Source organism: Saccharothrix saharensis, assembly GCF_006716745.1.
Lineage (GTDB): Bacteria > Actinomycetota > Actinomycetes > Mycobacteriales > Pseudonocardiaceae > Actinosynnema > Actinosynnema saharense.
The window spans coordinates 243,795-266,199 of sequence record NZ_VFPP01000001.1 but is presented as its reverse complement, the minus strand read 5'-3'; the positions used below and the strand labels follow the sequence as shown (position 1 = coordinate 266,199).

22 protein-coding genes and 1 tRNA gene are annotated in these 22,405 nt (G+C 73.6%); 13 read left to right on the top strand and 10 right to left on the bottom strand.

The window, feature by feature from the left end; translation table 11 throughout:
- Positions 1-7 precede the first annotated feature (7 nt).
- From FHX81_RS00685 to FHX81_RS00670, 4 genes are read right to left on the bottom strand one after another with little or no spacing between them, the layout of a single operon-like run.
- Complete coding sequence (locus FHX81_RS00685) at positions 8-508, bottom strand: SRPBCC family protein (RefSeq protein ID WP_141974720.1); 501 nt, start codon at positions 506-508, stop codon at positions 8-10.
- Positions 505-918 carry a metalloregulator ArsR/SmtB family transcription factor gene (locus FHX81_RS00680; RefSeq protein WP_246107543.1) on the bottom strand — a complete coding sequence of 138 codons (414 nt, stop codon included), beginning with the start codon at positions 916-918 and terminating at the stop codon, positions 505-507. Before FHX81_RS00680 ends, FHX81_RS00685 begins: the two co-directional genes overlap by 4 nt.
- Before the next feature lie 37 nt (positions 919-955).
- Positions 956-2,077, bottom strand: coding sequence for a M20 family metallopeptidase (locus FHX81_RS00675; RefSeq protein ID WP_246107542.1), 1,122 nt, complete (start codon positions 2,075-2,077; stop codon positions 956-958).
- A 27-nt stretch (positions 2,078-2,104) separates the two neighbouring features.
- Positions 2,105-3,562: an MFS transporter gene (locus FHX81_RS00670; RefSeq protein ID WP_246107541.1), complete on the bottom strand. Its 1,458-nt coding sequence runs from the start codon at positions 3,560-3,562 to the stop codon at positions 2,105-2,107.
- A gap of 78 nt (positions 3,563-3,640) precedes the next feature.
- Between FHX81_RS00670 and FHX81_RS00665 the strand changes: the two genes are divergently transcribed.
- Entirely contained in the window at positions 3,641-3,982 is a 342-nt protein-coding gene (locus FHX81_RS00665; protein WP_141974718.1) for a hypothetical protein, read from the top strand.
- A complete protein-coding gene (locus FHX81_RS00660; RefSeq protein WP_141974717.1) occupies positions 3,979-4,215 on the top strand; it encodes a DUF6343 family protein in 237 nt (78 codons plus the stop codon). Before FHX81_RS00665 ends, FHX81_RS00660 begins: the two co-directional genes overlap by 4 nt.
- Before the next feature lie 9 nt (positions 4,216-4,224).
- Here FHX81_RS00660 and FHX81_RS00655 read toward each other — a convergent pair whose 3' ends face one another.
- On the bottom strand, positions 4,225-5,094 hold the full coding sequence (locus FHX81_RS00655; RefSeq protein ID WP_141974716.1) for an isocitrate lyase/PEP mutase family protein: 870 nt from the start codon (positions 5,092-5,094) through the stop codon (positions 4,225-4,227).
- A gap of 211 nt (positions 5,095-5,305) precedes the next feature.
- Here FHX81_RS00655 and FHX81_RS00650 point away from each other — a divergent pair, with 211 nt between their 5' ends.
- The 3 genes from FHX81_RS00650 to FHX81_RS00640 all read left to right on the top strand — a co-directional run bounded on the left by FHX81_RS00650 (position 5,306) and on the right by FHX81_RS00640 (position 8,356).
- A complete protein-coding gene (locus FHX81_RS00650) occupies positions 5,306-6,067 on the top strand; it encodes a dienelactone hydrolase family protein (protein ID WP_170231871.1) in 762 nt (253 codons plus the stop codon).
- A gap of 10 nt (positions 6,068-6,077) precedes the next feature.
- Positions 6,078-6,743, top strand: a complete 666-nt coding sequence (locus FHX81_RS00645; protein WP_141974714.1) for a methyltransferase — start codon at positions 6,078-6,080, stop codon at positions 6,741-6,743.
- A 65-nt stretch (positions 6,744-6,808) separates the two neighbouring features.
- Entirely contained in the window at positions 6,809-8,356 is a 1,548-nt protein-coding gene (locus FHX81_RS00640) for a N,N-dimethylformamidase beta subunit family domain-containing protein (protein ID WP_141974713.1), read from the top strand.
- Here the strand turns inward: FHX81_RS00640 and FHX81_RS00635 are convergent.
- Positions 8,311-9,777, bottom strand: coding sequence for a flavin-containing monooxygenase (locus FHX81_RS00635; RefSeq protein ID WP_170231870.1), 1,467 nt, complete (start codon positions 9,775-9,777; stop codon positions 8,311-8,313). The genes FHX81_RS00640 and FHX81_RS00635 overlap by 46 nt on opposite strands.
- A gap of 215 nt (positions 9,778-9,992) precedes the next feature.
- On the opposite strand from FHX81_RS00635, the gene FHX81_RS00630 reads away from it, so the two are divergent.
- Positions 9,993-11,015, top strand: a complete 1,023-nt coding sequence (locus FHX81_RS00630; protein WP_141974711.1) for a helix-turn-helix transcriptional regulator — start codon at positions 9,993-9,995, stop codon at positions 11,013-11,015.
- Between the two features lie 95 nt (positions 11,016-11,110).
- Positions 11,111-12,367: a vanadium-dependent haloperoxidase gene (locus tag FHX81_RS00625; protein WP_141974710.1), complete on the top strand. Its 1,257-nt coding sequence runs from the start codon at positions 11,111-11,113 to the stop codon at positions 12,365-12,367.
- On the opposite strand, the gene FHX81_RS00620 is transcribed toward FHX81_RS00625, so the two are convergent.
- The 3 genes from FHX81_RS00620 to FHX81_RS00610 form a co-directional block, all read right to left on the bottom strand.
- Positions 12,364-13,119, bottom strand: coding sequence for a phosphotransferase family protein (locus FHX81_RS00620; protein ID WP_211363336.1), 756 nt, complete (start codon positions 13,117-13,119; stop codon positions 12,364-12,366). The genes FHX81_RS00625 and FHX81_RS00620 overlap by 4 nt on opposite strands.
- Before the next feature lie 54 nt (positions 13,120-13,173).
- Positions 13,174-13,788, bottom strand: a complete 615-nt coding sequence (locus FHX81_RS00615) for a cysteine hydrolase family protein (RefSeq protein ID WP_141974708.1) — start codon at positions 13,786-13,788, stop codon at positions 13,174-13,176.
- A 78-nt stretch (positions 13,789-13,866) separates the two neighbouring features.
- Entirely contained in the window at positions 13,867-17,142 is a 3,276-nt protein-coding gene (locus FHX81_RS00610) for a hypothetical protein (RefSeq protein ID WP_141974707.1), read from the bottom strand.
- A 302-nt stretch (positions 17,143-17,444) separates the two neighbouring features.
- Here FHX81_RS00610 and FHX81_RS00605 point away from each other — a divergent pair.
- From FHX81_RS00605 to FHX81_RS00580, 6 genes are all read left to right on the top strand, one after another.
- A tRNA-Arg gene (locus tag FHX81_RS00605) sits at positions 17,445-17,518 on the top strand.
- A gap of 309 nt (positions 17,519-17,827) precedes the next feature.
- The gene (locus FHX81_RS00600) at positions 17,828-18,859 is read left to right on the top strand and encodes a pectate lyase family protein (RefSeq protein WP_141974706.1); all 1,032 of its coding nucleotides are present in this window, start codon (positions 17,828-17,830) and stop codon (positions 18,857-18,859) included.
- Between the two features lie 17 nt (positions 18,860-18,876).
- The gene (locus FHX81_RS00595) at positions 18,877-19,872 is read left to right on the top strand and encodes a pectate lyase family protein (protein ID WP_141974705.1); all 996 of its coding nucleotides are present in this window, start codon (positions 18,877-18,879) and stop codon (positions 19,870-19,872) included.
- 16 nt (positions 19,873-19,888) lie between these two features.
- Complete coding sequence (locus tag FHX81_RS00590; RefSeq protein ID WP_141974704.1) at positions 19,889-20,884, top strand: pectate lyase family protein; 996 nt, start codon at positions 19,889-19,891, stop codon at positions 20,882-20,884.
- Positions 20,881-21,135 (top strand): hypothetical protein, encoded by a 255-nt coding sequence (locus FHX81_RS00585; protein WP_141974703.1) that lies wholly within the window; start codon positions 20,881-20,883, stop codon positions 21,133-21,135. Before FHX81_RS00590 ends, FHX81_RS00585 begins: the two co-directional genes overlap by 4 nt.
- On the top strand, positions 21,132-21,326 hold the full coding sequence (locus FHX81_RS00580; RefSeq protein WP_141974702.1) for a hypothetical protein: 195 nt from the start codon (positions 21,132-21,134) through the stop codon (positions 21,324-21,326). Before FHX81_RS00585 ends, FHX81_RS00580 begins: the two co-directional genes overlap by 4 nt.
- Positions 21,327-21,666: 340 nt before the next feature.
- On the opposite strand, the gene FHX81_RS00575 is transcribed toward FHX81_RS00580, so the two are convergent.
- Complete coding sequence (locus tag FHX81_RS00575) at positions 21,667-22,347, bottom strand: lytic polysaccharide monooxygenase auxiliary activity family 9 protein (RefSeq protein WP_425473792.1); 681 nt, start codon at positions 22,345-22,347, stop codon at positions 21,667-21,669.
- Positions 22,348-22,405 lie beyond the last annotated feature (58 nt).

The window sequence follows — 22,405 nt, the reverse complement described above, 5'->3', positions numbered from 1 at the left end:
GTACCCGTCACTCGCCGGTCGTCAGAGCCTCGAAGTACGCCTTCTGGGAGGGGTAGTAGTCGTCGAAGGCGGGCAGCGCCGCACCCGACCGGGAGGCCACCAGCATGTCGAGGTAGTACTCCCACCCGGGCCCGACCTCGCCGATGCCCTCCTCGGTCGACAGGTGGTGCACCAGGCGCAGCTCGGTCTCACCATCCACTTCGGACAGCAGCAGCTCCATCCGCCACGTACCCGCCTCGTCCACCATCGACAGCGCCAGCCGGCGGGGCGGGTCGCAGGCGTCGATGCGGACCTCCATCCACGGCCCCTGCTCCTCGAACACCATCTGCACCTTCACCGTGCGCCCCGGCCCGGCCTCGCCCTCCCACGGGCCGAACCACCGGGCGGTGCGCTCCGGCTCGGTCAGGCTCGCCCACACGTCGTCGGCGAGCGCGCGGAACGTCCGGGTGAGCACCAGGTCGCTTCCCTTGTCGGTGCGGAACAGGCGACCGGCGGGGGTCGGGGTCATGCGGTGTTCTCCTTGACGTCGGGGTGGGAGAGGGAGTCGGGACGGAGGTCGGGGGGCGCGTCGGCCGGGGCGTCCGAGCGGCGTTCCCGCCGGGTGCGGTACACCTCGGTCTCCAGCGCGTCGAGGCGGTGCGCCAAGCCGGACACCAGGTCCGGCGCGGCCGGTGCCCCGAACGACGCCAGCCACCGCGCGAGCGGCGTCAGCCTGGAGGCGTCGAGCACGTAGAACCGCTGCCGGCCCACGAGTTCGTCACGGACCAGCCCGCTCTCCCGCAGCACCCGCAGGTGCCGGCTCACCGCGGGGCGGCTGATCGCGAACCGCTCGGCGATCTGCCCGGCCGACAGCCGCGCGTCGGCCCGCAGCATCTCCAGGATCTCCCGCCGCACGGGGTCGGCGACTGCCCCCGCCACCTCGTCCACCCCGAACGCGTAACCAGTAGGTTACGCGTTACGCAATGCCCTCCAGGAATGCGATCAACGCCCGCCGGTACGGCTCGACCGTGGTCAGGTCGGCGTACTCGTCCGGCCCGTGCTGCCCGTCGCCGCCCACGCCGAAGATCACCGCGTCGATGCCGCGCTGGAAGTAGAACCGCGAGTCGGCCGCGCCGTGCTTGCGCAGCAGGTCCCCCGAGTACCCCTGCGCACGGGCGGCACGCTGCAACGCCGCCAGGTCGGGGCCGTTTGGGTCGGCCCGGTGGGGTGGCTCGAAGTGGTCGACGACGGCCGTGACGCCGGGTGGGCACAGCGCGGTGAAGTGCGCGGCGACCTCCTCCCGCGTGCGGCCGGTGAAGTCGGCGTCCTCGGGCGGGAACCGGACGTCCAGCCACGCGGTCGCGTCCGCGGGCACCTGGTTGAGCGCCTGGTTCCCGGACGAGACGCGGGCGACGTTCACCGTCGTGCGCCACTCCTCGCCCACCGCCACCGGGTACGCGGTCAGCACGCCGTCCACCGCGCGCATCACCTTCAGCACCGCGTTGTCGCCGAGCCACTGGTACGCGCTGTGCGCGGCCCGCCCCACCGCGTTCAGCCGAACGGTGATCAGCCCCTTCGACTCCGCCACCACCCGCAACGCGCTGTGCTCCCCGATCACCACGAACGACGCCGTCACACCCTGCTCCACCTGGTGCGACGTGCCGTCGCGCCCGCCCACCTCTTCGTCGGTGACCAGTTGCAGCCCGATCGGGTACGGCAACTGCGCGGCCGTCTCCCGGAAGACCGAGGCCAGCACCACTGCGGACAGCTTCATGTCCTGCGCGCCGCGCGCGATGAGCCGGTCGCCCTCACGCCGTGGCCGGAACTGCGAGTCGGCGCCCGGCACCACGTCCAGATGGGCGTTGAAGAGCACCCGGAAGTGCGGCCGGTCCGTGCTGTAGTAGACGAGGGCGCTCGGTTTGCCACCCGACTCGAACCGCTCCACGGTGAACCCCGGCCCGACGAGGTCGAGCACGAACTCCAACGCCCGGTGCAGGTCGTGCGGCCGGTCGGCGGTCGAGCGGATGCCGAGCAGCTCCTCGGCCGGCGGCAGCAGGTCCATGCTCCCCACCAAATCCATCTCCGGTGACAGCTCCATCCCGCCATCGTGCCCACCCGGCGCGGCTCACGGCGCGTCCGGGACCGCCTGCTCCACCCCCTCCACGGCGGCCGGGCAGCGCGGCCGGGCGCGCAGCTCCACGACCGCCACCACCAGCGCCAGCGCCACGGCCACCACCGCGCCGGCCACCGCGACCGACACCGCCACCGGGAAGTCCCGCCCGGTCGCGGTCAGCACCAGGTAGAACACGCCGGTCAACGCCGCCGTGCCGATCGCCGAGCCGATGCGCTGCCCCGTCTGCAACGCCCCACCGGCCGCACCGGCCATCGCCACCGGCACGTGCCGCAGCGTCAACGTGGTGTTCGGCGAGATCACCCACCCGCCGCCGACGCCCGCCACCAGCAAGGCGGGCGCGACCGCCCACCCGGCCACGTGCGGCGGCGCGAACCTCAGCACCGCCGCCGTCACCGCGAGACCGACCAGCACCAGCGTCAACCCGGTCACGGTCAGCTTGCGGCCCCACTTCTCCACCAGCCGCCCGCCGATCACCGCGGACGCCGCCGACCCGACCGCGAACGGCGTCACGGCCAGCCCCGACTGCAACGGCGTGTAGCCGAGCCCGGTCTGGAAGTACAGCGCAAGCACCAGCCAGATGCCGGCGAACCCGACGAAGTAGACCGTCCCGAGCAACGCGCCCGTGCCGTACCCGGGCGTGCCGGTGAACAGGGCTATGGCCAGCAACGGGCTGCGGCCTCGGGCGGCGACCCGCCGTTCCCACCGCACGAACAGCACCAGCAGCACCGCGCCGAGCACGAACAGCCACCACAGCCGCGTCAGCCCGCCCGCCTCGGCCAGCACCAGCGGCAGCATCACGGCCAGCACGCCGGTGCCGAGCAGGGCCGCGCCGACCAGGTCCAGGTGGCCGCGCGGACCGCCGCGGGCGCGGGGCAGCAGCCGGGCGGCCAGCACCAGGGCGACCGCGCCGATCGGCACGTTGACGTAGAAGATCCAGCGCCACCCCTCGTCCTCGCCGGCGACGGCCAGGATGACGCCGCCGACCACCGGTCCGACGGCCGTGGAGATCCCGACCGTGGAGCCGAAGAACCCGAACGCCCGGCCACGTTCCGCACCGCGGAACAGCTGCTGGATCAACGCCGAGTTCTGCGGCGCGAGCGCGCCCGCCGAGATGCCCTGGGCCAGGCGCGCCGCGATCAGCACCTCGGTCGTCGGCGCGAGCCCAGCCAACGCGCTGAACAGCACGAACCCGCCCAGCGCCACCAGGAACATGGTGCGCCGGCCGATCGCGTCACCCAGCCGCCCGGCGGGCACCAGGGCCAGGCCGAATGCCAGCGCGTAGCCCGAGACGACCCACTGCACGCCCGCGGGCGTGGTGCCCAGGCCGTGCTGGATGGACGGCAGGGCGACGGACACGATGCTCACGTCGAGCAGGCTCATGAAGCCGGCGACGAGCGTGACCGTGAGCGCCTTCCACCGCCTCGGGTCCGGCTCGTACGCGCTGGTCATCACCTATTCCTACCCGCCGCCCCGACAGCACGCACGCTCACGACGTGTGGCCGGGGCGGTTGTGGATACCCCTTGGCCATGGACGTCGAGCCGACCCGACTGACCGATGAGGACCTGCGCCGGTTCGTGCTGGACCGGCTGGACGAGGACGAGGAGCGGTTGGCCCGCGAGGAGCTGCCGCTGCTGGACGAGGCCGAGCGCCGCGGGCGGTTCCGCATCCTGCGGTCCGACGACGGCCGCGAGCTGCTGCTCGTGCCGCACGACACGCAGGCCCAGGACCCCCGTGCGCCGGCGCCGTTCGCGGAGAAGGCCGAGTGGCTGCGTAAGGAGGTCGCGGGCGGTGCCGACCGGACCGTGCTCCAGCTGATCGCCTCCGCCTACGACACCCACCACGGTTGGCAGGAGGAGTGGCGGACGTGACCGGTGCCGGCCACCCGGACGACGGCCTGCCGCCACCCGCCCCGCCGCGCAGCGCGTTGACGTTGCGGCTGTGGCTGGCCGGGTTCGGCGTCGTCTTCAACGGTGTGGCCGCCGTGCTGTGCGTCCGGGCGGGGTTGACGTGGCTCGCGGTGCTGCTCGGCGTGATCGTGGTCGCGCTGATCGTCGACTTCGCCTGGGTGGTGCACCGCAAGCGCCGCGGCGATCCGGGCTGACCGGGGACCTCAGCGCGCCACGACGGGCTTGGACGCACGCGGCGCGGGCACGTCGTGGTGGCGGCTGATGTTGTCCTTCAGCAGTGCCTGCGACTCGGCCACGTCGATCGAGTCGTCCGGCAGCACGCCGTCCCGCTCCTTGAGCCGGACCATCGCGTCCTCGATCGCCGCGTGCGCCGCGAACAGGCACGGCGTGCTGTAGATGGCCACGTCGACGCCCAGGTCGGTCAGCTCGCGCAGCGACAGCTTCGGCGACTTGCCGCCCGCGATCTGGTTGAACAGCAGCGCCTTGCTCCCCACCACCCGCCGGACGCGCCGGATCACGTCGACCGACGGCATGCCCTCGACCAGCACCACGTCGGCGTCGGTCTCGGCGAACGCGGCGGCCCGGCGCAGCATCTCGTCCTCGTCGGTGGCGTCCGTGCGGGCCACCACGACCAGGTCGGTCCTGGTCCGGAGCACGAGGTCCAGCTTCTCCAGGTACTGCTCCAGCGGCAGCACCCGCTTGCCCTCGACGTGCCCGCAGCGACGGGGCCGCTGCTGGTCCTCCAGCACCACGCCGGACGCGCCGACCTGCTCCAGGGCGCGGACCACCTGGCAGGCCACCTCGGGGTCGGTGTAGCCGTCGTCGATGTCGACCAGGAGGTGCTGCCGGGGCAGCGCCAACCGCAGCCGCTGCACGAACGCGACCACGTCCGGCCAGGCGATGAACCCGATGTCGGGCAGGCCGTAGTGCGAGGCGGAGAAGCCGAAGCCGGAGACGAACAGCCCGTCGTAGTGCCGGGCCGCGATCGACGCGGACAGCATGTCGAACACGCCGATCAGCGGTGTCGTCCCGGGAGCCGCGAAGGCCTCGCGCAGTGCCTTGCCATGAGCCATGCGACGAAGGTAGGCGGACTCTCGACCGCGGTCGAGGTATCGGAAGGATGATCCACTCGCCGACACCGGTGCCGCGCCGGCGGTGCGCCACGCCCGACCCGTCGGGGTCGGTGGTCCGGCGGGCGATTCGGTATTTCTACGGACCGGCCGACCACCTCTCCCGGGCCACGCTGTGCCGACCACTTCACCAGTGCTGACAGGACGGTCGATCGTGAGTGCGTTGTCCGTGTGCCACGCCGATCACCCGCGGCCGACCGCGTCGCCCGGCGCGGTCGCCTCGGCCGGGGAACTGCGCCTCACGTCCGGCGACGGCACGGACTTCCTCGCCTACCGGGCGGTGCCCGACCAGCCGACCGGGGCCGGGGTCGTGGTGCTGCCGGACGTGCGGGGAGCGCACGAGTTCTACCGCGACCTCGCGCGCGGGTTCGCCGAGGCCGGGGTGGCGGCCGTGGTGCTCGACTACTACGGCCGGGTCGCCGCGGACGACGACCGCGGGCCGGGCTTCGACGGGTTCGCGCACGCGGCCCGGCTCGACCGGGACCTCGTGCTGCTCGACGTCCGGGCGGCGGTGGACCACCTGCCCACCCTCGGCGTCACGGCCGCGTTCACCGTCGGGTTCGGCCTGGGAGGCGCGATCTCGTGGGGTCAGGCCGCGCTCGAGCCGCGCCTGGCCGGCGCGATCGGCTGCTCCGGCCGTCCCGCCGAGTGCCGGGACCTGGTGCGGAGGATGACGCGGCCGGTGCTGGTGCTCGCGGCCGGCGCGGACCCGCTCGCCCCGGTCGAGGACACCCTCGCGTTCGACCGGGAGCTGGCGGAGGCGGGCGTGCCGCACGAGTTCCGGCTCTACGAGGACGCGCCGCACTCGTTCTTCGACGGCGCGCTGCCCGACCAGGCCGACAACGCGGCCGACGCGTGGCGGCGGGTCCTGTCGTTCATCGCCGACCGCTCCGAGCGGGACCCCGGACTGGACTAGGAGACACCCGATGACCGACCCGACGCCGCTGGTGGCGGTCACGACCGGATCCACGACCGCCGAGCAGCCGTCCGCGCCGGACGGGGCCCGTGCGGGGGTGTCCGTGAACGGCGTGCGGACCTCCGACTCGCTGCACGCGGTGATGCTCGCCGAGCACTACGACTTCCGCACGCACCGGCACGTGCTGGACCTCGGCGGGCTGTCCGCCGCGTTCCTGGCGCAGGCCGCGGCCCGGCACCCCAAGCTGACCGGCGCGTTCGTCGGCACCCGCGAGGTCCTGGACGCGGTCAGGTGGTCGGTCCCGCCGGAGGTGGCCGACCGCATCACGTTCCACGAGGCCGACCCGCTGGCCGACCCGGTGCCCGGCCACTACGACGCGGTGCTGCTGGAGCACGTGATCCACCGGCTCGACCCCGGCCGGAACAAGGCGGTCCTGCGCGCGGCGCGGGAGGTGGTCGACCCGGGCGGGCGGCTGCTGGTGCTGGACTTCCTGCTGCTGGCCGAGGACGCGCGACGGCTCGACCCGGTGCTGGCGGGTGGGCACCTGGTGATCGGAGGGGCGGTGGTCTACCCGGAGGACGAGGTGCACGGGTGGCTGGCCGACACCGGCTGGCAGGTGCTGGAGACCCGTCCCCTGCCGGGCAGCCCGCGCGTGGTCATCGCGGAGGCCGTGTGAGTGGCGGGGTCACGCCGGTGACCGGCACCGGGACCGTGCTCCCGGCCGATCGCTGGAGGGGCGGGATGGCGCCAGTCGACCGCGCCCCCGTCGTGGGCTACACCGACCGGTTGTCCGCACGGCCGGGCGAACGGCTCACCGTGCACGCCGGCGCGACGTCACCCGAAGCACGGGTCCGCGTGCTGCGGGTCGACCACGATGGCGCCGCACCCGTCCGCACACCGGTCGACGTGCCCGTGCCGGACCGGGTCGCCGTGCCGCACCAGCGCTTCGACCACGGCTCGTACGGTGTCGTGCCGCGTCCACCCGCGCTGGGGACGGCCGTGACGTTCACCGTGTGGGTGTGGCCGACGGCCCTGCCGGCCGACCGCGCGGGACTGCTCAGCCAGGGCGACGCCCGGCGCGGGCCGCACGCGGAGCTGGCGTTGCTCGCCGACGGCACGGTGGAGTTCGCCGTGCGGACGGTGAACGGCGTGGTGCGCGTGCCCGGTCCGGCCCTGCGCCCGCGTCGCTGGTACCTGCTCGTCGGCGGGTACGGCCCGGCCGGCACCCGGCTGGAGGTGCGGCCGCGCGCCCGGCTCGCCGACGAGGACGCGGTGGCGGTGGCGGTGGCGACCACCGTGTCGGCCGGTCCGCTCGTCGCCGGCGACGCACCGCTGCTGTTCGCCGCACGGCGGGTGGACGGCGAGCGGGTCGGGCACTTCGACGGCAAGCTCGACGGTCCGACCGTGTTCACCGACGTGCCGCCGGACGTGGACGAGGTGTTCACGTCGTCGGTGGCCTGGCAGCTCGGCGCGCGGGCGCACTGGGACCTGTCGCGCGACCTCGGCGGCGACCGGGTGCTCGACGTGGTCGACGGGCGGAACGGCACGCTGGTCAACCACCCGCGGCGCGGCGTGACCGGGCACGACTGGGCGGGTGGCGTGCTGGACTGGCGGCAGGCCGACGGCGGGTACGCGGCGGTGCTCTTCCACTCCGACGACCTGGCCGACTGCGCCCCGGTGCTGGAGGTGCGGCTGCCCGACGACCTGCCCGGCGGCTGCTACGCGGTCGAGCTGACGACCGCCGAGGGCGTGGCCCGGCTGCCGTTCTTCGTCCGGCCGACCCGGCGCACGGCACGGCTGGCGGTCCTCGTGCCGACGTCGCGCCACCTCGCCGACGCGCTGGACCACCTGCCGGGCACGCGGGACGACCCCGTGTTCCGGTACACCCGGTCGCCGCACCGGTACGGCGAGGACCTGCACCTGGTCGGCTGGCTGCGGCGGCAGGGGTTCGCGTTCGACGTGCTGACCGACCACGACCTGCACGCCGAGGGCGCGGCCGCGCTCGAGGGGTACGCGGCCGTCGTCACCGGCAGCCACCCGGAGCACTGGGCCGGGGCGGTGCCGGGGGTGTTCGGCGTCGACCGCCGTGTCGACCTCACGCCGCTCCGCACGCCCGGGGGTGGCGAGGTGTTCGTCGGCCGGCGCGGGGCGCTCTCGCACGACGAGGGCGACAACGACGTCTCCCGCCTCGTCACCGCCGTGCTGCGGCGCTTCGGCGCGGGACCGGACCGCGAGCCGACGCCCTACCCGGCGGGGTCGCGGGTGGCCGGAGCCGAGAGGTCCCGGTAGCGGTGGGCGACACCGCCGGGCAGCAGGTACTCGGTGAGCGGGTTGCCGGTCCGGAGGGAGGGCAGCCCCATGTCGTGCATCAACTCGTCGGCGCAGTGGAGGTCGTAGGGGCCGAAGTCGTAGCCGCCGGTCCCCGGCAGCGCGCGTTCCTGCCAGTCCAGGCGGGCGTCGACGGCCCGCCGCATCCCCGGCTCGTCCGCGGTGACGCGCAGGGTGCCCAGGAAGTGGCGGACCAGCCAGTGCGCCGTGAGCTCCGAGCCCAGGGGGTTGTTGAAGACCTGGCGGAAGCCGACGAACCCCAGCCGGTCGACGCCGGGCGGCACGATGCCCCGGTACAGCCGCAGCCGTCCGGCCCGGTCGTGCACCGGCAGGTCCAGGAACGGGAAGACCCGGTCGTGGCCGGTCGCGAACACGACCACGTCCGCCGGCACCCGCCGACCGCCGGCCAGGCGCAGCCCATCCCCGGTGAACGCCTCGACGGTGCTCACCTCGGCCTTGAGCAGACCGCGGCGCAGCGCGCGCACGTAACCGCGCGGCATCACACCGGCGTGCGCCAGGTGGAACGGCAGGGGCCGGGTGGGCCGCAGGCGCTTGGGCAGCCGGTAGAACCCGGCGGAGAACAGCACGTCGCGGGTGATGAGCCACCACAGCGCCCGCTTGACCCGGTCGTCGATCCGGTCGATCGGGCGGACGCACGCCGGGTCGTGGTAGCGGGGCAGGAGCGCCTCGCCGAACCGGGTGAACAGGATCCACTTGTAGCCGACCGTGCCGAGCACGAACCGCTCGGGGATCATCCAGTTCACCTTGCGCTGCACCAAGGTCGCCGAGGCGGCCTCGTGCGCGGCGCGCGTCGCCAGGTCCAGCGCCGACTTGCCACCACCCACGACGACCACGCGCCGGCCGGCGAACGTCCCGGACCGCACGTCGTTGGAGTGCAGCACGGTCCCGGCGAACGAGTCGCGACCGGGCAGGTCCGGCACCCGCGCGTGGTGGTGGGCTCCGCTGGCGACGACGACGTGGTCGAACGCGTCGCGGCGGACCGGCGCGGACGCGTCGTCGGCGGGCCGGGAGTCGACCGTCCAGCCGTTCGCGCCCACCGCGCCGGGTCCCCCCACCGGTCGCACGGCGACCACCTCGGTGCCCGGTCGCACGCACTCCAGCACGCCGAAGGTCTCGGCGTAGCGCTCCAAGTACCGCTGGGTGTCGACGGCGCCGGCGAAGTGCAGTCGGTTGGGCAGGTCGGCGAACTCGAAGAGGTGGCGCGCGGCCTGGTTGGCCAACCCGTCGTAACAACCCCCGGGCGACCAGATCCCGCCGACCCGCCGGTACTTGTCGAAGACCGTGACGTCGAAGCCGTGCTCCCGCAGCACCTTGGCGGCCACGATCCCGGCGGGTCCCGCCCCGACCACGCCCGCTCTCACCGGCCGCCACCTCCCCGCTGGTCCGACCCGTCCGGCACACCCATCGTCCCGCCCGCCCGACGCGGTGGCCAGAGCTGTCATCCCCGATCGCGGCCGACAGCCGGGAACCCCCGTCGACCTGCGGCGCGCGGTGCCGAACGGCGTGGTTGTCCGGGTCACGCGGTCCGCGTAGGTTGTCCGCCTACGCCGTTTGCCCCGCTCACCAAGGAGGCGCGATGGACACCACCCGGGTGGCCTCGGCGCTGCGCATCGGCGCCGCCCTCGGCAGCGCGGCGGACGTCGAGTGGGACGAGGTGTTCGCCGGCCTGCGCCAGGCCGTGCCGCTGATGTGCGCGGTCCAGGTGACCGGGTGGGACCCGGTGGCGCGGCGGTTCGTGGTCATGGCCGAGCACGGCTACCACCGGACCATCAGCCGGGAGCTGGCGCACGAGCTGCCCAGGACGAAGTGGGGCGGCCAGCTGTTCGACTCGCCCGTGCCGCTGCTGATGGACGACATGCCGCACAACTTCCGCGACTCGCCGCACTACCAGGAGCAGCTGCGGCCCGCCGGGTTCGAGGACGGCCTGTCGGCGACGCTCAAGCTGGGGCCCCGGCAGGTGGTCGGGGTGCTGCACCTGAACGCGCCGGAGCGCTCGGCGTTCGACGAGCGGACCCGCCGGTTCGTCGCCGAGGTGGGCACCTTCCTGGCCCGCCGAGTCGACCCGCTGCACCACCCCCGGCTCGACGCGTGGTTCGGTCCGGAGTGGACGGCGAGCTGGGTGCTGCCGGTCCAGGCGCCGGTCACGGGCCGCTCCCCCGCGCCGCTCACGCACGACCCCGGGCTGCGCGCGCTGGCCGAGCGGTTCGCCGCGCTGGGCGTGCGCACCGTGCCGTTCCTGTGGCCGGCCGAGGACGGCTGGCACCGCGTGCGCCTGCTGCGCGTCACCGACGGCCCGCGCGGCGGCGGCGTGATCGCGGCCTGCACGGCGTTCGAGAACACCGCCAACCTCACCGCCCGCGAGCTGGACATCGCCACCGGTCTGGTCGCGGGCCTGAGCAACCAGGCGATCGCCGAGGCGCTGGTGGTCAGCCGCCGCACGGTGGAGACCTACGTCGAACGCCTGCTCACCAAGCTCGACTGCCAGTCGCGCGGCGAGGCGGCCGGCGTCGCCGCGCGAGCCGGCTTCATCCGCCCGTCCCCCTCGGGCCCGGGCGACCTGGCCCGCCTGACCCGCGGAGCCGACCCGTACTGGGGCTGACCCCAGCCGGGCGGGGCGCTATTGCGTGGGCGGAATGCACGGCGATACGCTGCGTAGCGGTGTCGACACGGTCCGGATACCCCCGGGGGTTGACGATGATCAGGACACGCCGCGCGGTGGTGCTCGCCGTGCTCGCGCTGAGCGCGCCGCTCACCTTCGCCCCACAGGCAACAGGAGTTCCGTCACCCAACGCGGTCGTCGTGTGGGACCTCAACGCGCAGACCGCCATCTGGGACGTCGCCCACCAGTCGCCGCCGCAGGTCGCCGGGCGGGGGTTCGCGATGGTCAACGGCGCGGTCTACGACGCGGTGAACGCCATCGAGGGCACGCCGTACCGGCCCTATCTCGTGGCACCGCGCGCCGATTGCCGCGAGTCGACCGACGCCGCCGTCGGCACGGCCGCCTACCGGGTGCTCGACGCGATCTTCCCGGCGCAGCGGGGCCGGCTGCGCGCGCAGTACCTGCAGTGGCTGGCCCGCGTCCCGGACGGGCCGGCGAAGCGTGGCGGGGTGCGGGTCGGAGCGGAGGCCGCGGCCGCGATGGTCGCGGCACGGCAGGACGACGGCGCGTTCGACCCCCGGCCCTGGACGGTCGGCGTCGAGCCCGGTGAGTACCGACCCACTCCGCCCGACTTCGCCAACACCGGCGCCTGGGTCGGCTTCCTCACGCCGTTCGCCATCCCGGACGCGGCGATGTTCCGCACCCCCGGGCCGCCCGCGGTCACGAGTGACACCTACACCCGCGATTTCGACGAGGTGAAGCGGCTCGGTGCGGCGACGAGCACCGAGCGCACCGCGGACCAGACGGACGCGGCGCTGTGGTGGCACGACCGGCGGTCCGTCAGCTGGGGGATGAAGCGCGACCTGGCCGTCGGCCGGCGACTCGACGTGCTGGACACGGCGCGGTTCTACGCGCTGGCCGACTTCACCGGCACGGACGGCGCGATCGCCTGCGCGAACGACAAGGAGTTCTGGCACTTCTGGCGGCCGATCACGGCGATCCGGTCCGCCGACACCGACGGCAACCCCGCCACCGCCGCCGATCCCGACTGGACGCCGCTGGTGATCACGCCGCCGAACCCGGACCACCCCTCCGGGCACACCTGCCGCACGGCCGCGCAGATGACCGCTTACGCCCGCTTCTTCGGCCGCGACGACGTCCCATTCAGCGCCTTCAGCGTCGACAGCGGCACCACCCGGCGCTTCGACCGCTTCTCGGACGCCACCGCCGAGGTGGTCGGCGCGCGGATCTGGGCCGGGATCCACTTCCGCTCCGCCGACGTGGACGGCACCGCGCTCGGCCGGGCGGTGGGCGAGCACATCGCGGAGCGCTACTTCCGACCACGCCGCTAGGGCTCCCCCATCCGGGCCCTGAGCACGTCGAACTCGCACCCCGGCGCGTCCGGGTCGAAGCCGTGCTCGATCAGCCAGCGCGACGCCGTCAGGCCGCGCAGCGACCACCAGCCGCGGATCACGTCCCGGTCAACGGCGTCGCCGTAGCCGACCAGCAGGTCGTCCAGGCGTTCCTCGTGCCCGAGGGTCAGGGTCGCCAGGTCGAACAGGGCGTCGCCGGGGGCGGCCTCCGACCAGTCGATGACGCCGGTGACCTCGTCGCCGTCCACGAACACGTGCGTGATCTGAAGGTCGCCGTGGATGAACGCCGGTTCCCACGGCCGGAGCGCGGCCTCGGCGATCTCGCGGTTGCGCCGCACCACCTCGGCGGGCAGGACGCCGTTGGCGAGCAACCACGCGCACTCCCGGTCGAGCTCCGCCGCCAGGTCTTCGAGCACCGGTCCCGGCCACGGCGGCAGCGGGGCGTCGTGCAGCTTCCGGATGGCCGCACCCGCCGCGGCCCACGCCGCCGGTGACGCGGTCGACGGCGCGCCGAGGACGCCGAGCGCCTTGCCGGGCACGGCGGCGATCGCCAGCGCGGGCGGCTCGCGCCAGAGCACCGCCGGGGTGGGGATCGGCGCCAGGGCCATCGCCCGCACCTCGACATCGGCGTGCGCCGGGTCGACGTCGACCTTGAGGAACACGTCACCGACGCGCAGCGTCACCCGCCGGCTGTGGGCGACGACGACCTCGACCTCTTCCACGTCGGCCATCCTGGCGGGGACGGCCGACGCTGTCGCCGGAATATCCGGTCGGCGCGGCGCCGGTCAGGACAGGGCGGCGATCACGTCGTCGGCCGTCACCGGCACCGAGAACATCGGGAAGTCGAAGCGCAACGCGTTGTCGTGCTCCTCCTGCGACGTGGCGGCCACGCAGTCGGTCAGGGTGACGACCTTGTAGCCGTTCTCGTAACCGGTGCGCATGGTGGACTCGACGCAGCAGTTGGTCAGGAACCCGCCGAGCACGATGGTGGTGATGCCCTTGCCGCGGAGGATGAAGTCGAGGTTCGTGCTGGCGAACGTGTCCAGCCCCCGCTTGCCCTCGACCACGATGTCCCCGTCGCGGGGCGCGAGGTCGTCCACGATCGCCGCGCCCCAGCTGCCCTTGACGAACGCCTTGCCGTCCACGACGCCCTTGAGGATGCCGTAGGGGTGCGACGAGAGCTCGTGGTAGCCCTCGACGAAGGTGATGGGCGCGTGCATCACCGTCACCCCGGCCGCCCGTGCCGCCTCCACCAGCGCCACGGTCTTGGGCAGCATGCCGGTCGTGCCCATCACCTCGCTGACCGCGCCGTGCAGCACGCCGCCCTCGCTGGTGAAGTCGTTCTGGTACTCGATCAGCACCAGCGCGGTCGTCTTCGGGTCCAGCACCAGCTCGGTCATCGGTGGCTCCTGGGGTTCGGCGGGTCGCGGACCCGATTCAACGACCCCGCGCCCGCGCCCGCAATGCGACGTCCGGGTTCACTCCTGGCTGGTGAACACGTCCGACGCCGCCTCGCGCACGTCCGGGTCGCCGTGCCGGCGCAGGCCGCGCAGCAGCTCGCGCCACGGCGCGGGCCACCCGGCGTCCCGACCGGCCGCGGTCACGACCGCCAGCGCCACCGCCGCCGCTCCCCCGGCCACCAGGGCCCCGGCCACGTCGAGCAGCCGTGCCGGGGACACGCGCCGCACCACGGCCGGGAGCACGCCCGCCACCTCCTCGGCGGCCCGCCACGTCCAGACCGGGCCCGCCGCGAGCCGTGCCACCTCGCGCAACCCGTCGAGCTCCGCGCCCGGCTCCTCCCACGGCACGGCGACCACCGCCAGCTTCACCGCCCACGAGCGGTAGCCGGCGTCGACCAAGGCCCCGACCAGCGCTCGTGCCGCCGCACGCGACCGGTCGGCGTCACGCGTGTCGGCCAGGTGCCGCACGAGCGCCGCGATCCGCTGCCGCGCCGGCAGGTCGCGGTCCTCCTCCGCGTCGAGCCCGCCGTCCGCGGCGAGCAGGGACGCGACCGCGGCACGCAGGGGCGTCACGTCCGCCGTCGCGGCGGACAGCTCCACCAGCGCGGTCAGCGCGGGCCGCCAGGTCGCCGTGTCGCCGAGGTCGGTCACCCGGTCGACCAGCAGGTCCGTGCCGCCCGGCGACCAGCGCGTCCAGTGCGGCAACGCGCCCAGCCCGAGCCGGGCGGTGTCCGGGTCGGTCGAGCCCGCGAGCACGCGCACCAGCTCGGCGTACCGGGCCCGGTGCCGACGAGGCACCCCGTCGGGCCACTGGACCACCGCGCTCGCCACCGCGTGCTCGTCGGCGACGGCCCGGGACAGCAGCTCCCACGCGGCCTCGTCGTCCGGGAACCAGCGCGTCGCCGACACCAGGGCACGGCGCACGTCGCGGTGCGCGCCCTCCCACGCCCGCCTCAACGCCTCCGCCGCACCCGGAACGCGGTGCTGCGCCATCAGCCGGGCCGCCTCCTTGCGGGCGGTCACCTTCGGCCCCGCCAGCGCGGGGGCGAGCAGCGCGCCGAGCCGGTCCGGGGCGGTGAACCGGGCGCACCGGGTCACCGCGTAGACGGCGACCCGCGCCCGGTCGGTGTCGAAGTGGGCCAGCAGGTCGGGCACCACGTCGGCGGGCTCGTCGGTCCACGCCGACGCGGCCAGCGCCGCCTCCGCCACCTGCACCGCGTCGTCGGCGAGGAACCCGCGCACCCGGTCGACCGTGCCCGGCACCCGGCCGAGCGACCGCACGGCCGACGCCCGTTCGAACGGGTTGGCGCGGCGGGACGTGCCCAGCGCGACCAGTTCGGCGGCGTGCGCCTCCACCTGGCGCGGCAGCCACCGGTCGAAGCACTGCCGGAACGGCGGCACGTACCGCACGCCGCGCCGCAGGAACCGGCCGTGCACCGGCCGGCCGATCACCCGGTCCAGCAGGTCGGTGCGGCGCAGCGCGATCGCCCGGAGCACGGCGGGCACCGTGATGGTGGACGGGTCGTCGCGGAACACACGCTCCACCCGCTCGTCCCGGTGGCGCGGCGGCGCGAGCCACAGGTCCACCGCGCGCCGCACCACGCCGTCGTCCTTGGCCGACCGCGCCTGGTCCAGCAGGTCCTGCACGGCGGGCACGTGCCACGCCCGCCGACCCAGTCCCGCGGCCAGCGCGAGCAACACCTCGAACCGGCCGCGCCGGGCGTCCGCGGTCAGCCGGGGTGCCAGCGCCTCCACCACCTGGTGCTCGGCGCCCCGCGGCAGCGCGCGGTCCAGGCCGTGCAGGTTGATCCACGGCACCGAGCCGCCCAGGTGACCCAGACCGGCCAGACCGGCCTCGACCAGGTCCGGGCGCCGGGACACCGCGCCTTCGCGGATCAGCGCGTCGGCCAGGGCGCGCACCGCGTTCTTGGTCTGCCAGGAGCAGTCGCGTGCCTCGGTGGCGTCGGTCATCAGCTTGGTCAGCGCGTCGGCCTCGGTCGGGCGGAACAACCACGCCGGGATCGCGGCGAGGGCGGCCAGCGCCACCGACCGCACCGGGTCCTGCTCGTTGGCGAGCCTGGTCAGGCCCGCGACCACGCCGCCGACCACCTCGGGGTCGCGGGTGGCGGCGGCCGCGGCCAGGTACAGCGGGTAGGCCTCGGCACGCTCGGCGGCGGTGGCGCGGCGGGTCGCGGCGAGCAGCACGTCCCGGGCGTCGGCCCAGTCCAGGCGCGCGGTGACGGCCAGGCGGCGGGCCGGGTCGTCGGCGACCCGGCGCAGTGCCGACAGCCGGCGGGCGACCGCGGGCCGGGCCGACGCGGGCAGTTCGTCCACGGCGGCCAGGGGCGCGTCCGGGCGGTCGCCGAACGCGCCGGTGAACACCGCCGCCCGCCGGGACGGCGCGACGGCGTGCAGGAACCGCGCCAGGTCCGGGCCGTCGAGCAGGCGGGCGAGGGCCGTCAGCTCCTCGTCACCGGTCCCGGCCAGCGCGCGCCACAGGGACCGCCGTCGCGGCAGGCGGCCGGTCCGGCGCGGGTCGGCCAACAGGCGGGCCACGCGCGTGGGCGCGTGCCGGGCGAGGCCGCCGATCGTCCCGTCGAGCTGCCACGGCAGCGGGGCGTGCGGCAGCACGCGGGCCAGCAGGTCCAGCGCGCGGTCCGGTTCGGCCGGCGCGGCGCCGACGACGGCCGCGCCGAACCGGTGCCACACCGTCGGCCACGCCACCGGCGCCGTGGCGTCCAGCTCGGCCGTCACGAAGTCGAGCAGCACGGCCGGGTGGCGACGGCCCAGCGAGGTCCAGTTGGTCACCGCGTGCTCCAGGTCCCGCAACGCCGCCGCGACCACGGCCGAGGAGCACACCGGCAGCAGGCCGACGGCCTCGTGGTCGCCGAACGTGGCGCGCACGACCGGCAGCAACTGTTCAGCGAGCGCGCGACGCCGGTGGCGGCGCACGGTGGTGTAGAGGGTCTGCCGCAGCGCGGACGGCAGGTGCGGCAGCCGGTCCAGGAACACTCCGGAGGGCAGGTCCAGCCGAATGGCCACGCCGATGGCCTGGCGCACCACCGCCGTCTCGCGGGCCGACAGGCAGCGCGTCACGTGCTCGCGGTGGCCCGCCACGTGCGCGAGGTGCAACGCCAGCCGCCGCTCGAACCCGCCGTGCCGGTCCAACTCGCCCAGCAGCGCGTCCAACGCGGGTGAGCCGGTCAGCTCGCGGGCGGTGCGGGCGAGGAGCCGTTGACGCGCGCCGTGCGGCAGCGGGTCCAAATCCTTGAGCAAGCTTCGCGCGGTGGTCACGGCGGGATTCTGGTCACCCGGCGGGCCGCCCGCCACCGGTTTCGCGACAATGCCCGCGGAAATAGTTTGACGGTGCCGCGGCGCGGTCGGCACGATGTGCGCACACCGAGCCGAGGAGCGGACATGCCGAACACGCGTCGACGCCGATCGGGCGGCCCGTGCTCCCCGCCGTGACCTGTTGAAAGGTCCGGTGCCGGGAGTCGCCCGTCGGGGAACCGACCAGGGCGGCTTTCTCTTTTCCGGACACCCGGAGAAGAGAATCCACCGGACCGCGGAAACAATCGAACTCCCGGTGATACCAGGCCCCCATGGCTCAGCAGGACAGAGCGCGCCGCTACGAACGGCGAGGTCCCAGGTTCGACTCCTGGTGGGGGCACCGCTGGAACCCCGTGCCACCGCGACTCTCCGGGACGAGCCCGGCGGGGCGCGGTCGGCGGTTCCAGACCAGCACCGCCTTCGGACGCGGCGGGCGATAATGGCCGCGCGGAGCATTCCCGGCGACCCGGAATGGGCGTCCGGTGACACATATGTGAACCACGCCGTCGAATAGAACGCCACATATGTGAACCCCGCCTGCGGGACGCCAACAGCCGTTGACACGCCCGAAACTTGCGCTACGGTGCGATCAGAGAGCGCTTTCCCGATAACCCCTGCACTCACCCCTCATACGGGAGAGGAAATCGCCATGCCCACATCTTCCGGGAACCGGCGCGCCCTGCTGAAGGTCGTCGTGGCCGCCGCCGCGCTCGCCACGACCACGGTCGTCCTGCCCGGCGCCGCACCGGCGTCGGCGGCGACCACCGCGGACGGGTTCGCCTCGGTGAACGCATTGGGACAGAACGGCACGACCGGCGGCGCGGGCGGCGCCGTCGTCACCGCCACCACCACCGCCCGGTTCCTCGACTACATCTCCCGGCCGGAACCGCTGGTCGTGCAGGTCAAGGGCACGATCACGCTGCCGACCGGCACCAGCGACGGCATGCACGCCGTCGCGTCCGACAAGACGATCATCGGCCTGGGGACCGACGCCAAGCTGGTCGGCGGCGGCCTGAACATCGGCCTGCCGGTCGACGACGACGTCACCTCGCCACCGGCCGACGCCGTGCACAACATCATCATCCGCAACCTCGCGATCACCGGGGCGACGGACGACCTGATCAACGTGCAGATGTTCAGCCACCACATCTGGATCGACCACAACGACTTCTCCCACGGCGACGACGGCGCGGTCGACATCAAGCGCGGCAGCGATTTCATCACCGTCTCGTGGAACAGGTTCCACGACCACGACAAGACACTGCTGCTCGGCCACGACGACGACAACGGCGCGCAGGACATCGGCCGCCTGCGGGTCACCTACCACCACAACCACTTCGACGGCTCCGACCAGCGCAACCCGCGCGTCCGGTTCGGCGAGTCGGTGCACGTCTACAACAACTACTACCGCGACAACAGCTACGGCGTGGCCTCGGCGATGAACGCGGGCGTGGTGCTGGAGGGCAACTACTTCTTCAGCGTGAACAACCCCGGCCGGGTCGACTTCAGCGGCGACCTGGGCCGCATGGTCGCCCGCGACAACATCCTCGTCGAGTGCAACCACGCGATCGAGGTCCGCGGTTCCGTGGTGGAGCCGCGGACGTACTACGGCTACACCCCCGACCGCGCCGCCGACGTCCCCACGATCGTGCCCGCCGGCGCGGGCACCGGCCGCATCTGACAGGAGCACCCGGACCGATGAGCGACATCAGCAGGCGCGGCCTCCTCGCCGGCGCCGCAGCGACAGCACTCACCGCCCTCACCGCCCGTGCCGCTTCCGCCCACCACAGCCCCGCTACCACCAACCCGGTGTGGGCGGCGCCGTTCCAGACCGCCGACGGGTTCGCCGGCACGAACACCCTGGGCCAGAACGGCACCACCGGCGGCGTCGGCGGGCCCGTGGTCACCGTGCGGGACACCGACACGTTCCTGGACTACTGCGACCGCAACGAGCCGTACGTGATCCAGGTCGACGGGATCATGACGTTCAGCAGCAAGCAGGGCCTGCGCTCGAACAAGACCGTGATCGGTCTGCCGGGCGCGGAGATCCGCGGCGGCGGCCTGGACATGTACCGCCGGCAGAACGTGATCATCCGCAACCTGAAGTTCACCGGGGCGGACGACGACGCGATCAGCATCCAGCAGTCCTCGCACCACATCTGGATCGACCACTGCGACCTCAGCGGCGGCGCGGACGGCCTGATCGACATCGTCCGGGGCGCGGACTTCATCACCGTGTCGTGGAACGACTTCCACGACCACAGCAAGACCGCGCTGCTCGGGCACTCCGACTCCAACGCGGGTCAGGACACCGGCAAGCTGCGCGTCACGTTCCACCACAACCACTTCAACGGCACCGACCAGCGCCACCCCCGCGTCCGCTTCGGCGAGCCGGTCCACGTCTACAACAACTACTTCCGCGACAACCGCCTGTACGGTGTCGCGTCCACGGAGAACGCGGGCGTGCTGGTCGAGGCCAACTACTTCGAGAACGTGCCGCACCCGATCTACTCCGGCTACGACGAGAGCGGACCCGGCCGCGTGGTGGAGCGCGACAACGTCTACGTCAACTCCGGCACGCCGCAGACGCTCGGCACGGTCGTGGAGCCACGCACCTATTACGCCTACACCCCCGACAACCCGTCCACGCTGCCCGCCACCGTTCCCGCCGGTGTCGGCGTCGGCCGGATCTGACCCAGGAGGACCGCGCATGAGTCCCATCAACCGCCGACGCCTGCTCGCGGGCTCGGCCCTCGCCGCCGTGGCCGCCGCCGCACCCCGGGCCGCGTGGGGGTCGACCGGCGCGCTCGCCGTCGCCGACGGGTTCGCCGGGGTGAACGCGCTCGGCCAGAACGGCACCACCGGCGGCGCGGGCGGCCAGGCCGTCACCGTGACCACGGCCGCCGCGCTCGCCGACTACGTCGGCCGCAAGGAGCCGTACGTCATCTCCGTGTCCGGCCGCATCCAGGTCGGCGACGAGATGCTGACGGTGGTCGCGAACAAGACCATCGTCGGCGTCGGCTCCACCGCCGAGATCACCGGCGGCGGGTTGCAGCTCGGCTCGACCACCCGTCCCGGCAACAACGTGATCATCCGCAACCTCAGGTTCACCAACGCCGCGGACGACTCGATCAGCGTCACCAACTCCGCGCACCACGTGTGGATCGACCACTGCGACCTGTCCGACGGCTACGACGGCCTGCTGGACGTCAAGCGCAACTCCGACTACGTGACCGTGTCGTGGAACCACTTCCACGACCACAGCAAGGCCGCCCTGCTCGGCCACTCCGACACCTACACCAGCGACAAGGGCAAGCTGCGCGTCACCTACCACCACAACTTCTTCGACGGCACGGACCAGCGCCACCCGCGCGTCCGCTTCGGCGAGCCGGTGCACGTCTACAACAACTACTACCGGGGCAACTCGCTCTACGGCGTCGCGTCCACGATGGACGCGGGCGTCGTGGTCGAGGGCAACTACTTCGAGAACGTGGCACACCCGATCCTGTCCGGCTACGACAAGAGCGGGCCGGGGCGCGTGGTCGAGCGCAACAACGTCTACGCGGGTTCCGGCGCGCCGGAAACGCTCGGGACCGTCGTGGAGCCGCGCACCTACTACAGCTACACCGTGGACGACCCGGCGTCCGTGCCGCGGCTCGTCACGGCCGGCGCGGGTGTCGGCCGCGTGCAGGGGGCGGCGGAGTGAAGCGGGTCGCGCTCGTCGCGGTCCTGCTCGGCGGCCTGGTCGTCACGACGGCACCCGCCGCGGCCGCCGACAGCGCGCCGGTCGGCTTCGCCGCCGTCAACGCCCCGGGCCGGAACGGCACCACGGGCGGCGCGGACGGCCCCGAAGTGACGGTCTCCACCGCCGCCGACCTGATCGCCGCGATCAAGGCCACCGGCAACGACTGCTTCCTGGACGACAGCGACACCGGCCCGGCGTGCCGGGCCCGATGATCGGGGGCAACCACTTCGACAACGTCGAGGAGCCCATGACCACCGGCTACTCCGGCCCGAAGGGCGACATCGTCGAACGGGACAACGTCCACGTCGACAGCGGCGAACCGGTCGTGGCCGGCACCGTCACCGATCCCCGCACCTGCCACCGGTACTCCCTCGACCCTCCTGCCGAGGGGAAAGCCGGGTAGCGCAGGGCGCCGGCACCGGCAAGACCTGACCCCGCCACCACGGTGCGGGGCGGCCCGACCCCTGTGGTCGAACCGCCCCGCACCGTCTTCGGCTGCCGGAGGACGACTTACCCATCGTGGCGTGCAGGTCGGTGACACCAGGCCGTCGCGCCGGCTCGGGCACGGGGTCGACGAAGCGCCACCCGCCCGGATCGGCGGGTGCGAGGTCTTCCTGCTGGTGGGATACCTCTTCCGGGCTTTGGCAGCGACACCCGACGAGGAGTGGCTCCACCCCGTCGACGTTCGGCGGGTGGTGTTCCGCGCCCACCCCTGCCCGGGTGGGCGCGGAACGGTCAGCCGGTCACTGGAAGATGACGTCGCTGCAGAAGTAGTACGACTGGTCGGAGTGGCTGGCCTGCCAGATCGCGTAGACGACGTGGCGGCCGGTGCGGCTGCCCGCGTTCACGGCGACCCGGTAGTGGTCCGAGGGCGCGTAGCGGCCCGTGGTGGCGACCAGCTCCAGGTGGTTCCAGCCCAACGGCGTCGTCGTGGCGTCGTAACCCTGCCGCGACACGTAGACGCGCAGGTAGTCGGCGCCGTGCCGGGCCTGGTCCCAGATGTCGAGGGTGAACTGCCGCGGCTTGGTCACGGCCTTCCACTGGCCCGGGTTGTCCAGCGCCGCGTACCGCGTGCCGCCGGTCCGCCCGCCGCTGCACAGCTGGCCGTTGGGGATCGCGCCTTGGTGGTTGCCCGCGACACCTTCGCGGTACAGGCCGTTCCAGTTCCACATCGCGGTGGTGTCGGCCTGCCACGCCTGCCAGCACATCGGGTCCTGCTGGGCCATCGTCGGGTTCTGGAAGTCACTGCCCCACCGCTGCCAGCAGCCGTAGTTGCGCGACGGCGGGTCGACGGTCGAACCGTGCGCCTGGGCGACGCCGGTGGTCACCATCATCATGCTCGCCAACAGCCCGGCGACGACCGCGAGCGTCGCGAAGGCCTTGCCGAACAGGCTCCTGTTCGCCGGGACGGATATGAGCGCCACTCTTTCCTCCTCGTTGAGGACAACCATGTTGGGTAATGACCATGGGTGGGCTGGGAGC